Here is a 13,290-nt window from a genome sequence, read left to right as displayed (position 1 = left end):
AGAGCTCAGCCCTCGCTCCGCCGGTTCAACTGATGCAGCAGCCGGGCCAGTTCGGCAACTTCCTTGCGATCCCAGTTCGCGAGCTGCCGTACGTACCGCGCCCGCCGCGCATCCCGCACCGTACGGAACCGGGCCCGGCCTTCCTCCGTGAGGTGGACGAGCCAGGCGCGGCCGTCGGCGGGGTCGGGCTCGCGGGCGATGAGCCCCAGCTCTTCGAGTGCCCTCAGCTGCCGGGACATGGTGGCCTTGCCGACGCCGATATAGGCGGCGAGGTCGGTGGCACGCTGACCACCTCGCTCGTCGAGGCGTACGAGCAGTCCGTACGCGGCGGACTCCAGATCGGGATGAACCTCCCGGGCCATCTCCCCGGAGGAGGCCCGCGCGCGCCGCAGAAGAACGGTCAACTCCCGCTCCAGAGCCAGGAATTCCTGATCCACACCCTGCCCCGACCGCAACGGCTGCCCCTCACCGTTTCCGCCCTCGCCCACATCGGCCCCTGACTCAGCTCCGCGATCCTGAAAGTCTTGCCGAAGCTTAGTCATTCCCGCAGCTCCGGGGGTATTTCCGGGGCGTGGGCCAGGGCAGGTGCGCTCCGTCACGGCGCGGTGAGGCCCAGGCTTTTGGCGCGCGGGGAGCCGCAGTCTTTTCAGGGGAGCGGTGAGGCGCAGCTTTTCGGGGCGCGGGGAGCCGCAGGCATTTCAGGGGCGCGGGGCTGTGTCAATTTGCGGCTCCGCCGCGTGGGCGCGACCAGCCACAACGAACCCGCACCCGGCAACGAGCCCAAAACCCACCCACACCCCGCCCGGCCGTATGCCGAAGACCCGGACCCCGCGAGGGGGCCCGGGTCTTCATCCCCGATGGCGTCCGTCACGCCGCCACCGGAACCTCCGGCGCCGCCCCGTTCGTCGCCGGCGACAACGCCAGCTCCAGCACCTGCCGAACGTCCGTGACGGCGTGAACGTCGAGCTTCTCCAGAACCTCGGCGGGCACATCGTCCAGGTCGGCCTCGTTCCGCTTGGGGATGACGACGGTGGTGACACCGGCCCGATGCGCGGCCAGCAGCTTCTGCTTGACGCCACCGATGGGCAACACCCGCCCGGTCAGCGAGACTTCACCGGTCATCGCCACATCCGTACGCACGAGCCGCCCACTGAGCAGCGAGGCCAGAGCCGTCGTCATCGTGACGCCCGCGCTCGGTCCGTCCTTGGGGACCGCGCCCGCCGGGAAGTGGATGTGCACGCCCCGGTCCTTCAAGTCGCCCACGGGCAGCTCGAGTTCGGCGCCGCGCGAGCGGAGGAAGGAGAGCGCGATCTGTGCGGACTCCTTCATCACGTCGCCGAGCTGGCCCGTGAGGGTCAGACCGGAGGCTCCCGTCTCCGGATCGGCCAGCGACGCCTCCACGTAGAGCACATCGCCACCCGCGCCAGTGACCGCGAGCCCGGTGGCGACACCGGGGACGGCCGTGCGGCGCTCGGCCGGGTCCTGGGCGGACTCGGGCACGTGGTGCGGTCGGCCGATCAGTTCGCGCAGATCGCCCTCGCCGACCGTGAACGGCAGCTTCCGCTCGCCGAGTTCGTGCTGAGCGGCGACCTTGCGGAGCAGCCGTGCGATGGCCCGCTCCAGGTTCCGTACGCCCGCTTCCCGCGTGTACTCACCGGCGAGCTTGCGCAACGCGCTCTCGTCGAGGGTGACTTCGGCCTTCTCAAGACCGGCACGCTCCAACTGCCGCGGCAGCAGGTGGTCGCGGGCGATGACGACCTTCTCGTCCTCGGTGTAGCCGTCGAGCCGTACGAGCTCCATGCGGTCGAGCAGCGCCTCCGGAATGGCTTCCAGGACGTTGGCCGTGGCCAGGAACACCACGTCGCTCAGGTCGAGTTCGACCTCCAGGTAGTGGTCGCGGAAGGTGTGGTTCTGGGCGGGGTCCAGGACTTCGAGCAGGGCGGCGGCGGGGTCGCCCCGGAAGTCGGAGCCGACCTTGTCGATCTCGTCCAGGAGCACGACCGGGTTCATGGACCCGGCTTCCTTGATGGCGCGGACGATACGACCGGGCAGCGCGCCCACGTACGTACGCCGGTGACCGCGGATCTCGGCCTCGTCGCGTACGCCGCCGAGGGCGACCCGTACGAACTTGCGCCCCATCGCGTGCGCGACGGACTCGCCGAGGCTGGTCTTGCCGACACCGGGCGGCCCGACGAGCGCGAGCACGGCACCGCCACGGCGCCCGCCGACGACTCCCAGCCCTCGCTCCAGGCGCCGCTTGCGCACGGCCAGGTACTCGGTGATGCGCTCCTTCACGTCTTCCAGTCCGGCGTGCTCGGCGTCGAGGATGGCCTGGGCGCCCTGGATGTCGTACGAGTCCTCCGTGCGCTCGCTCCACGGGAGTTCGAGCACCGTGTCGAGCCAGGTCCGGATCCACGATCCTTCCGGCGACTGGTCGCTCGACCGCTCCAGCTTGTCGACCTCCTTGAGGGCTGCCTCGCGGACCTTCTCGGGAAGGTCGGCGGCCTCGACGCGGGCGCGGTAGTCGTCGGACTCCTCGCCGTCCTGCTCGCCGTTCAGCTCGCGCAATTCCTTGCGTACGGCCTCGAGTTGGCGCCGCAGCAGGAACTCGCGCTGCTGCTTGTCGACGCCTTCCTGTACGTCCTTGGCGATGGACTCGGCGACGTCCTGCTCGGCGAGGTGCTCGCGGAGCTGCTCGGTGGCGAGCTTCAGCCGGGCGACGGGGTCGGCGGTCTCGAGGAGCTCGACCTTCTGCGCGGTGGTCAGGAAGGGCGAGTACCCGGAGTTGTCGGCCAGGGCGGACACGTCGTCGATCGCCTGCACCCGGTCGACCACCTGCCAGGCACCGCGCTTGCGCAGCCAGCTGGTGGCGAGGGCCTTGTACTCCTTGACGAGGTCGACGGCCTGACCCGGCAGCGGGTCGGGCACGCTCTCGTCCACCCGGGTCCCCTCGACCCACAGCGCGGCTCCGGGCCCGGTGGTCCCGGCCCCGATCTTCACCCGCCCACGCCCGCGGATCAGCGCACCAGGGTCACCGTCGGCCAGCCGGCCGACCTGCTCGACGGTCCCGAGCACACCCGTACTCGCGTACGTCCCGTCGATCCGTGGAACAAGCAGCACCTTCGGCTTGCTGCTCCCACTGGAACGCGCGGCGGCCTGCGCGGCCTCCACCGCGGCTCGTACGTCGGCATCGTTCAGGTCCAGGGGCACCACCATCCCGGGCAGCACGACCTCGTCGTCGAGCGGCAGCACGGGCAGGGTGAGCGGTGTGGACGTCGAAGTCATGGTCTCCCCTATGGCAGTCAAGTTGAGTTATGCAGACTCAATGCACGGGGGTTGGGGAATGTTCCCGTATCCGATGGCCGTTCGCTGTCAGCGATCACTTGGTGAGAGACACCTCGGAAATCCATGGGCAGCCCGCCTCGGCACAAGGCACAGTGCCGCCATGAACGGAACTGGGCTAAACCCCGACGGGACGATCGCACGCGAAGGCGCCCTGGACCGGGTGCAGGCAGCGTTCGTCCCCGTCGTCGACGCCGCCCGCACTCACATCGCCGAGACTTTCGGCAGCGCGCGGCTGCACAGCGCCTACCTCTACGGCAGCATCCCCCGCGGCACCGCCTCGCCCGGAGTCTCCGACCTCGACCTCCAGCTCGCACTCCACGACGAGCCGACCGAAGCCGACCGCGCCGACGCCGAAGCGATCGAGGCCGCGCTCGACCACACGTTTCCCCAGATCCATGGCGCAGGCATCCTGCTGACCAGCACGCGCACGCTGCTCAGCGACCTCGAACGCCACGATGCCGGATTCTTCGTCGCCTGCCTCTGCCACACCGCTGCTCGGCAACGATCTCGCGGAGCAGCTCCCCCGATATCGCCCCACTGCCCTGCTCGCCCGCGAGACGAACGGCGACCTCGCCCTCCTGCTCCCGCGCTGGCGCACCCGAGCCGCCGAAGCCGTCACAGACGCCGATCGCAAAACCCTCAGCCGAGGCGTCGCCCGCCGCCTCGTCCGCACAGGATTCACCCTGATCATGCCCCGCTGGGAAGGCTGGACCAGCGACCTCTACGAGTCCGCCGAACTCTTCGGCCGCTACTACCCCGAGCGCGTCGATCAGATGCGCACAGCCGCATCCATCGGCCGCGCGCCCTCGCCCGATCCGGCCGTACTCGGGATGCTCATCGACGACCTGGGGCCTTGGCTCGCAGCCGAATACACAGCCATGCACGGCGAGAAAGCACCACGGACAAGCAATACGGACAAGTGATTACGGTGACCGCATGACGACCGACTCAGCCTCGCCCGCAGACCTCGCATCGTTACCCAAAGCCGAGTTCGCCTTTCCCGGACCGCTGCGTGACCGGCTCGTAGCGGCGATTCTGGACGGCTCCAAGACGTCCACGACGGAGCTTCTCGTCGAGTACGAGCACGAGGGGGAGCCCTTGCCGGAGGTGGGGAGCCGTTCGGTGGTCGTCGACTCCGACGACCGGCCGGTGGGGGTCATCGAGATGACCGGCGTCCACGTCGTTCCGCTGGCGCAGGTGGCCCTCACCCATGCGGTGGACGAGGGTGAGGGCTACACCAGCGTGGCCGAGTGGCGGGCGGGCCACGAACGGTTCTGGCACAGCGAGGAGATGCGCGCGGCGCTGGAGGACCCCGGGTTCACCGTGGACGATGCGACGCCCACGGTCCTGGAACGCTTCCGCCTCGTCGCCGACCTCCGCCCCGTCGGCTGACCTGCCGCGTCAAGAGCCGGAACCCGGTCGACGCCACTCTCACGCCGCCATGCCGGCGGGCACGTCCGCCAGCAACTCGAACCACACCACCTTGCCGTGGGCTCCGCCGGTTTCGCGGCCCAGGGCGAAGCTCCCCCATGCGCTGGAGCACAGCTCCACGAGGACGAGCCCTCGGCCTCCGTCCGCCTCCGGAGCGGGGTACGTCGCGGGGCGCGGCAGGAGAGGCCCGGTGTCCCAGACGCTGCCGCGCAGCCGTTTGTCCGCCCACTTGAGGCGTACGGAGGCGGGGCCTGGGGCGTAGCGGCAGGAGTTGGTGAGGAGTTCGGAAGTCAACAGGACGGCGGTGTCGGCGAGTTCGGGGAGACCGTGGCGATCGAGTACGAGCTTGACGGTGGCTCGGGCGATGGCGGGGGCCAAGGGGTCGTGGGGGACCTGGAGGGTGTACTCCCACTCGGTGGGCGGTTCGGGCATGCGTTCGTCCATAGCAACTCTCCCAGGTCACATGGATGTTGACCGATACCCTGTGATCGGCCCGCTACCCACCGTAGGATTACTCACCTAACAAGTGCCACTAGATTGCCGACATTGGCGGGTGCTTGACCCGATTGAGTGAGCAGGCAACCGTACGTAGACCCACAGAAGGGCAGCCATGGCCTCTCGTACTTTCATCACCGAGCGACAGCGACGGCTCGGCACCGAGCTGCGGCGCATGCGCGAGAACGCCGGGCTCACCATCCAGGAGGCCGCCGACCGCCTCGGCACGAACCGCTCACACGTCACCAACATGGAGCTGGCCCGCTTCGGCGTGAGCGCCGAGCGCGTGCGCACACTCGCCTCGATTTACTCCTGCCCCGACACGCCGTACGTCGAGGCGCTCGCGGATATGGGCGCCGAACGCCACCGCGGCTGGTGGGAGGAGTACCGAGGCCTCATCGCGACCGGCGGACTCGATCTCGCCGAGCTGGAGTACCACGCGACCAGCCTGCGCGTCTTCGTAGCGATGCATGTACCTGGGCTGCTCCAGACCGAGGAGTACGCCCGTGCTGTCATCGCCGAGACAGTGCCCGCTTGGCCCCCGCCGGAGCTACGACGGCGACTCTCACACCGCATGAAGCGCCGCGACATCATGGATCGGGATGATCCGCCAGCCTGCACCTTCATCATCCACGAGGCCGCACTACGGCTCCAGTTCGGCGGCCCAGAGGTGATGCGCAAGCAACTGGCGGAGCTGATCGAGGCGTCGCGCCGCCGGAACGTCACCGTACGCGTCATCCCCTTCAACGCCGGCGGTTTCCCTCTGCCGGGCCTCACTGTGATGTACGCATCCGGGCCCGTCCCTCAACTCGACACTGTGCAGGTCGATACGGCCATCAACTCGGAATTCCTCGATGCGCAAACCCAGCTCTCGAACTACCGTGTGCTGATGGAGCGCATCACGAAGGCCGCGCTTCCCGTGAAGGAATCACGTCAGTTCATCCACTCCGTGACGCAGAGCACCTGAAAGTGGGGACATGTCCGAGATCGTCTGGCAGAAGTCGTCGTACTCGGGATCGGGCGACGGAACGAACTGCGTCGAACTCGCCGACACCCAAGACACCTTGTCCCTCCGCGAAAGCGACATCCCCACCGTCGTACTCCACACCCACCGCCCCCAACTCGCCGCTCTCCTCCAGCACATCAAGTCGTACGCCCCCGCCACGCACCCCTGAGCACCGGCCGCCGCCGCTCCCCGGAGCAACGGGCCAGAATGGCCCCATGACCACCGCGTACGACACCCCCGTAGTCATAGACCGCCGCAACGGCCCGTACGGCGAAGTCGTACTGCGTCGCCACGGCGGGCTGCTGCAGATCATCGCCAACGGGTGCTTCCTGATGGACACGTCGGACGGGCGCTCGGAGCGGCTGCTCGTCGATGCCGCTCGCGATGCCCTGGACGGGCGCCGCGAGCCGAGCGTGCTGATCGGCGGGCTGGGCGTCGGGTTCTCGCTTGCTCATGCGGCCGCCGATCCGCGATGGGGGCGTATCGCGGTGGTCGAGCGGGAGCGGGCGGTCATCGACTGGCATCTGGAGGGGCCGCTGTCGGACATCTCGGCGGCGGCGCTCGCGGATCCGCGTACCGAGATTGTCGAAGACGATTTGGTCGCTTACGTCAATGAGACGTCCGACACGTACGACGCACTGTGCCTCGACATCGACAACGGGCCCGGATGGACCGTGACGGACGGCAACGAAACCCTCTATTCGGCGGCCGGACTCGCCGCGTGCGCACGGGTGTTGAGGCCGGGCGGGGTGCTGGCCGTGTGGTCCGCTCAGCCCTCGTCTGATTTCGAGGGAAGTTTGGGGAATGCCGGGTTCCGGCAGGTGCGTACCGAAGAGATCCCGGTTGCCCGGGGCGTTCCGGACGTCGTGCATCTCGCTGTCAGGCCTGGATAGCCGAGCGGTGGTAACTGCCCGTACTCTGCTGACCTGACGCAGATCATTCAAGCGTCAAGCGCAGTCATGGAATCACCCCCACGATTCCGGAAAGCACACCTCAGGGGCGGGCGATGGAGCAGACACACACCTCCCACAACGGCACGGCGGCCACGCCGGGCGCACAGCGCCGGGTGCTGGTGGTCGAGGACGATCCGACGATCGTGGACGCCATCGCCGCCCGGTTGCGGGCCGAGGGATTTCTCGTGCAAACCGCCGGTGACGGACCGGCCGCCGTCGACACGGCCGAGGCCTGGCAGCCCGATCTGCTGATCCTCGACATCATGCTGCCGGGCTTCGACGGCCTGGAGGTCTGCCGCCGCGTGCAGGCACAGCGACCGGTGCCGGTGCTGATGCTGACCGCACGCGACGACGAGACAGACATGCTCGTCGGGCTCGGCGTGGGCGCCGACGACTACATGACGAAGCCTTTCTCCATGCGCGAGCTGGCCGCGCGCGTACACGTACTGCTGCGCCGCGTGGAGCGCGCCGTGGTCGCCGCGTCGACTCCTCGCTCCGGCATCCTGCGCCTGGGCGAGCTGGAGATCGACCACGCCCAGCGGCGGGTGCGGGTGCGCAGCGAGGACGTCCATCTGACGCCCACCGAGTTCGATCTGCTGGTCTGCCTGGCCAATACGCCGCGTGCGGTGCTCTCCCGCGAGCAGCTGCTCGCCGAGGTGTGGGACTGGGCGGACGCCTCCGGCACCCGGACCGTGGACAGCCACATCAAGGCGCTGCGCCGGAAGATCGGCGCCGAACGGATCCGTACGGTGCACGGCGTCGGCTACGCGCTGGAGACCCCCACTCCTTGAGCCCGACCTCCCGAGGGGGCTGATGCCATGAGCGGTGTCATGAGCAGTTTCATGAGCGGTGTCGGCATGCGCAATGCCATACGCGGTGTCGTGTCATGAGCGAGGCCGACGGGACGCGCAAGAACGCGGGCGGCTGGAGCGCGAGCCTCTGGGAGGGCGTACGCCCCTTCTCGATCAAGACGAAGCTCGGCATGCTGGTCGTCGTCTCGGTCTTCATCACCACCGTGCTGATGATGATCGCGGTGCGCACGGAGACCGAGCTGCGCTTCATCACCGTCTTCTCGATGATCGCGACGCTGCTGATCACGCAGTTCGTGGCGCACTCGCTGACGGCTCCCCTGGACGAGATGAACACGGTGGCCCGGAACATCGCGCACGGCGACTACACGAGCCGGGTCAAGGGCGCCGACCGCCGCGACGAACTGGGCGACCTGGCCCAGACGATCAACCGCATGGCCGACGACCTCGAGGCACAGGACCGCCAGCGCAGGGAGCTGATCGCGAACGTCTCGCACGAGCTGCGTACGCCGATCGCCGGCCTGCGCGCGGTTCTGGAGAACGTCGTGGACGGCGTCTCGGCCGCCGATCCCGAGACGATGCGTACGGCCCTGAAGCAGACCGAGCGCCTCGGGCGCCTGGTGGAGACGCTGCTCGACCTGTCCCGGCTGGACAACGGCGTCGTACCGCTGCGCAAGCGCCGCTTCGAGGTGTGGCCGTACCTGTCGGGCGTACTGAAGGAGGCCAACATGGTGGTCTCCGCGCGCGGGGGCATCTCCTCGGGGTCCGGCACCCACACGCGTACGGACGTACATCTGCACCTGGACGTGTCGCCGCCCGAGCTGACCGCGCACGCCGATCCGGAGCGGATCCACCAGGTCGTCGCCAACCTCATCGACAACGCGGTCAAGCACAGCCCGCCGCACGGCCGTGTGACGGTGCGGGCGCGGCGCGGGGACTATCCGGAGTCGCTCGATCTGGAGGTGCTGGACGAGGGCCCCGGGATTCCGCAGTCGGAGTGGCACCGGGTCTTCGAGCGTTTCAACCGGGGCGGAGTCGTCGCACCGCACGGTCCGGGCAGCGACGGCGGTACGGGTCTGGGGCTGGCGATCGCGCGCTGGGCGGTCGATCTGCACGGCGGCCGGATCGGTGTGGCCGAATCCCGGCGCGGCTGCCGAATCCAGGTCACTCTTCCGGGGCTGCCTCCGCTCGCAGGTTGACCTAAGGTTCGAGCCACAGTCGCAAGAACCACGGATTCCGCGAGGCGTCCCGAGGGCAACCGCGCTTGTTTCCCGCCATTTCCAGCGTCGAAACACGCGATTCGATGTGACTTACACGACGATCAACCTGCCCGGCCTGCATCCATCGGCCATGGAGGCGTAGCCTTAATTCCCGCTGTCCATCACCTTGTGAAGCGGAAGAGGGCGGTTGCCGCCGTGTCGCCACAGTCCCCCAGTAACTCGAGCATCTCCACCGACGACCAAGCCGGGAAGGCCGGGAAGAACCCTGCCGCCGCGTTCGGTCCGAACGAGTGGCTCGTCGACGAGATCTATCAGCAGTACCTCCAGGACCCGAATTCGGTAGACCGCGCCTGGTGGGACTTCTTCGCCGACTACAAGCCGGGCGGCGTCGCCGCCTCGGCCACGTCGCGTACTGCGGCCGCGGGGGCCGCAGGGACCCCCACGACGGCTCAGGCCGCGACCGCCCCGGCTGCTCCCGCCGCCCCGGTCTCCTCCGATGGTCAGGCCCAGGCTCAGGCCGCTCCGGCTCAGGCCGCCCCCGCGGCGCCGAAGCCCGCAGCCGCCGCTCCGGCCCCGGCTCCGGCCAAGCCCGCTGCCGCCGCCAAGCCGGCCGCCTCGAAGGCCGCGCCCACCAAGGCCGCGCCCGCGACCGAGGCACCGGCCGGCCCGGAGTACGTACCGCTGCGCGGCCCCGCCGCGGCCGTGGCGAAGAACATGAACGCCTCTCTGGAGCTGCCCACGGCCACGTCCGTGCGCGCGGTCCCGGTGAAGCTGCTCTTCGACAACCGCATCGTCATCAACAACCATCTGAAGCGCGCCCGGGGCGGGAAGATCTCCTTCACCCACCTCATCGGCTACGCGATGGTGCAGGCCCTCAAGGCCATGCCGTCGATGAACTACCACTACGCCGAGAAGGACGGCAAGCCGACCCTGGTCAAGCCGGAGCACGTCAACTTCGGCCTCGCGATCGACCTGGTGAAGCCGAACGGCGACCGTCAACTCGTCGTGGCCGGCATCAAGAAGGCCGAGACGCTGAACTTCTTCGAGTTCTGGCAGGCCTACGAGGACATCGTCCGCCGCGCCCGCGACGGCAAGCTGACGATGGACGACTTCTCCGGTGTCACGGTCTCCCTGACGAACCCCGGCGGCCTCGGCACCGTCCACTCCGTGCCCCGCCTGATGCCCGGTCAGTCGGTCATCATGGGCGTCGGCTCGATGGACTACCCGGCGGAGTTCCAGGGCACGTCCCAGGACACGCTCAACAAGCTGGGCATCTCCAAGGTCATGACCCTGACGTCGACGTACGACCACCGGGTCATCCAGGGCGCCGCCTCCGGCGAGTTCCTCCGGATCGTCGCGAACCTCCTCCTCGGTGAGAACGGCTTCTACGACGAGATCTTCGAGTCCCTGCGCATTCCGTACGAGCCGGTCCGCTGGCTCAAGGACATCGACGCCTCGCACGACGACGACGTCACGAAGGCCGCCCGCGTCTTCGAGCTGATCCACTCCTACCGGGTCCGCGGCCATGTCATGGCCGACACCGACCCCCTGGAGTACAAGCAGCGCAAGCACCCCGACCTGGACATCACCGAGCACGGGCTCACCCTGTGGGACCTGGAGCGCGAGTTCGCGGTCGGCGGCTTCGCCGGCAAGTCGATGATGAAGCTGCGCGACATCCTCGGCGTCCTGCGCGACTCGTACTGCCGCACCACCGGCGTCGAGTTCATGCACATCCAGGACCCGAAGCAGCGCAAGTGGATCCAGGACCGCGTGGAGCGCGGCCACACCAAGCCGGAGCGCGAGGAGCAGCTGCGCATCCTGCGCCGGCTGAACGCGGCAGAGGCCTTCGAAACCTTCCTGCAGACGAAGTACGTCGGCCAGAAGCGCTTCTCGCTGGAGGGCGGCGAGTCCGTCATCCCGCTCCTCGACGCGGTCATCGACAGCGCCGCCGAGTCCCGCCTGGACGAGGTCGTCATCGGCATGGCCCACCGCGGCCGGCTGAACGTCCTCGCCAACATCGTCGGCAAGTCGTACGCGCAGATCTTCCGCGAGTTCGAGGGCAACCTCGACCCGAAGTCGATGCACGGCTCCGGTGACGTGAAGTACCACCTGGGCGCCGAGGGCACCTTCACGGGCCTGGACGGCGAGCAGATCAAGGTGTCGCTCACCGCGAACCCCTCGCACCTGGAGGCGGTGGACCCGGTCCTGGAGGGCGTCGCGCGCGCCAAGCAGGACATCATCGGCAAGGGCGGCACGGACTTCACGGTCCTGCCGATCGCCCTGCACGGCGACGCGGCCTTCGCCGGCCAGGGCGTCGTGGCCGAGACCCTGAACATGTCGCAGCTGCGCGGCTACCGCACCGGCGGCTCGGTCCACATCGTCATCAACAACCAGGTCGGCTTCACCGCTCCGCCGGAGTCCGCGCGCTCGTCGATGTACTCCACCGACGTGGCCCGGATGATCGAGGCGCCGATCTTCCACGTGAACGGTGACGACCCCGAGGCCGTCGTCCGGGTCGGGCGCCTGGCCTTCGAGTTCCGGCAGGCGTTCAACAAGGACGTCGTCATCGACCTCATCTGCTACCGCCGCCGCGGTCACAACGAGACCGACAACCCGTCGTTCACGAACCCGCAGATGTACAGCCTGATCGACAAGAAGCGCTCGGTGCGCAAGCTCTACACCGAGTCCCTCATCGGTCGCGGCGACATCACGCTGGAAGAGGCCGAGCAGGCGCTGCAGGACTTCCAGGGCCAGCTGGAGAAGGTGTTCACCGAGGTCCGCGAGGCCGCCCAGGCCCCCGCCGAGGTGCACGTTCCGCAGCCGGAGGCGGAGTTCCCGGTCCACGTGGACACCGCGGTCTCCCAGGAGGTCGTGAAGCGGATCGCCGAGTCGCAGGTCAACATCCCCGACCACGTCACCGTCCACCCGCGTCTGATGCCGCAGCTGCAGCGCCGCGCGGCGATGATCGAGGACGGCACGATCGACTGGGGCATGGGCGAGACCCTGGCCATCGGCTCGCTGCTGATGGAGGGCACCCCGGTCCGTCTGTCGGGCCAGGACTCCCGCCGCGGCACGTTCGGCCAGCGCCACGCGGTCCTGGTGGACCAGAACACGGGCGAGGACTACACCCCGCTCCAGTACCTCTCGGAAGACCAGGCGCGCTACAACGTCTACGACTCGCTGCTCTCCGAGTACGCGGTCATGGGCTTCGAGTACGGCTACTCACTGGCCCGCCCCGAGGCGCTGGTCCTGTGGGAGGCGCAGTTCGGCGACTTCGTCAACGGCGCCCAGACGGTGGTGGACGAGTTCATCTCGTCGGCGGAGCAGAAGTGGGCCCAGACGTCCGGTGTGACGCTGCTCCTCCCGCACGGCTACGAGGGCCAGGGCCCGGACCACTCCTCGGCTCGCCCGGAGCGCTTCCTCCAGCTCTGCGCCCAGAACAACATGACGGTCGCCATGCCGACCCTCCCGTCGAACTACTTCCACCTGCTGCGCTGGCAGGTCCACAACCCGCACCACAAGCCGCTGGTGGTCTTCACCCCGAAGTGGATGCTGCGCCTCAAGGCCGCGGCCTCCAAGGCGGAGGAGTTCACGACGGGCGGCTTCCGCCCGGTCATCGGCGACGCGTCGGCCGACCCGGCCGCGGTCCGCAGGGTCGTCTTCTGCGCAGGCAAGCTCTACTACGAGCTGGAGGCCGAGCGGCAGAAGCGCGGCGCGACGGACACGGCGATCATCCGCATCGAGCGCCTGTACCCGCTGCCGGGTGCCGAGCTCCAGGCGGAAATCTCCAAGTACCCGAACGCCGAGAAGTACCTTTGGGCCCAGGAGGAGCCGGCAAACCAGGGCGCCTGGCCGTTCATCGCCCTCAACCTGATCGACCACCTGGACCTGGCGGTCGGCGCGGACATCCCGCACGGCGAGCGCCTGCGCCGCATCTCGCGCCCGCACGGCTCGTCCCCGGCGGTCGGCTCGAAGAAGCGCCACGAGCAGGAGCAGGAGCAGCTGGTTCGGGAGGTGTTCGAGGCGTAGGC

The 13,290-nt window shown here is 68.7% G+C and carries 10 protein-coding genes and 1 pseudogene; 8 read left to right on the top strand and 3 right to left on the bottom strand.

Annotated features, from left to right (window positions below; genetic code table 11):
• Nucleotides 1-5: 5 nt before the first annotated feature.
• Both ABD357_RS12090 and lon read right to left on the bottom strand, forming a co-directional pair.
• A complete protein-coding gene (locus ABD357_RS12090) occupies nucleotides 6-542 on the bottom strand; it encodes a MarR family winged helix-turn-helix transcriptional regulator (RefSeq protein WP_344389701.1) in 537 nt (178 codons plus the stop codon).
• 325 nt (nucleotides 543-867) lie between these two features.
• A complete protein-coding gene (gene lon, locus ABD357_RS12085) occupies nucleotides 868-3,285 on the bottom strand; it encodes an endopeptidase La (RefSeq protein ID WP_344389699.1) in 2,418 nt (805 codons plus the stop codon).
• A 160-nt stretch (nucleotides 3,286-3,445) separates the two neighbouring features.
• On the opposite strand from lon, the pseudogene ABD357_RS12080 reads away from it, so the two are divergent.
• Together ABD357_RS12080 and ABD357_RS12075 are read left to right on the top strand one after the other, a co-directional pair.
• Nucleotides 3,446-4,268 (top strand): annotated as a pseudogene (locus ABD357_RS12080) (nucleotidyltransferase).
• A 13-nt stretch (nucleotides 4,269-4,281) separates the two neighbouring features.
• Nucleotides 4,282-4,737, top strand: a complete 456-nt coding sequence (locus tag ABD357_RS12075) for an ASCH domain-containing protein (protein WP_344389698.1) — start codon at nucleotides 4,282-4,284, stop codon at nucleotides 4,735-4,737.
• Nucleotides 4,738-4,776: 39 nt separating this feature from the next.
• On the opposite strand, the gene ABD357_RS12070 is transcribed toward ABD357_RS12075, so the two are convergent.
• Nucleotides 4,777-5,220: an ATP-binding protein gene (locus ABD357_RS12070; protein ID WP_344389696.1), complete on the bottom strand. Its 444-nt coding sequence runs from the start codon at nucleotides 5,218-5,220 to the stop codon at nucleotides 4,777-4,779.
• Between the two features lie 166 nt (nucleotides 5,221-5,386).
• Between ABD357_RS12070 and ABD357_RS12065 the strand changes: the two genes are divergently transcribed.
• The 6 genes from ABD357_RS12065 (at nucleotide 5,387) to ABD357_RS12040 (ending at nucleotide 13,288) form a co-directional block, all read left to right on the top strand.
• Complete coding sequence (locus ABD357_RS12065; RefSeq protein ID WP_344389695.1) at nucleotides 5,387-6,238, top strand: helix-turn-helix domain-containing protein; 852 nt, start codon at nucleotides 5,387-5,389, stop codon at nucleotides 6,236-6,238.
• 10 nt (nucleotides 6,239-6,248) lie between these two features.
• Entirely contained in the window at nucleotides 6,249-6,446 is a 198-nt protein-coding gene (locus ABD357_RS12060; protein WP_344389694.1) for a DUF397 domain-containing protein, read from the top strand.
• A gap of 46 nt (nucleotides 6,447-6,492) precedes the next feature.
• Nucleotides 6,493-7,170, top strand: a complete 678-nt coding sequence (locus ABD357_RS12055) for a spermidine synthase family protein (protein ID WP_344389693.1) — start codon at nucleotides 6,493-6,495, stop codon at nucleotides 7,168-7,170.
• A 113-nt stretch (nucleotides 7,171-7,283) separates the two neighbouring features.
• Nucleotides 7,284-8,021 (top strand): response regulator transcription factor, encoded by a 738-nt coding sequence (locus ABD357_RS12050; protein ID WP_054236710.1) that lies wholly within the window; start codon nucleotides 7,284-7,286, stop codon nucleotides 8,019-8,021.
• A 95-nt stretch (nucleotides 8,022-8,116) separates the two neighbouring features.
• Complete coding sequence (locus ABD357_RS12045; RefSeq protein ID WP_344389692.1) at nucleotides 8,117-9,238, top strand: HAMP domain-containing sensor histidine kinase; 1,122 nt, start codon at nucleotides 8,117-8,119, stop codon at nucleotides 9,236-9,238.
• Between the two features lie 216 nt (nucleotides 9,239-9,454).
• Nucleotides 9,455-13,288, top strand: a complete 3,834-nt coding sequence (locus tag ABD357_RS12040; protein WP_425584821.1) for a multifunctional oxoglutarate decarboxylase/oxoglutarate dehydrogenase thiamine pyrophosphate-binding subunit/dihydrolipoyllysine-residue succinyltransferase subunit — start codon at nucleotides 9,455-9,457, stop codon at nucleotides 13,286-13,288.
• Nucleotides 13,289-13,290 lie beyond the last annotated feature (2 nt).

Source organism: Streptomyces vastus, assembly GCF_039532825.1.
Taxonomy (GTDB): Bacteria; Actinomycetota; Actinomycetes; order Streptomycetales; family Streptomycetaceae; genus Streptomyces; species Streptomyces vastus.
Note: the sequence above shows the minus strand (reverse complement) of the source record. Positions and strands in the feature narration are given on the sequence as shown.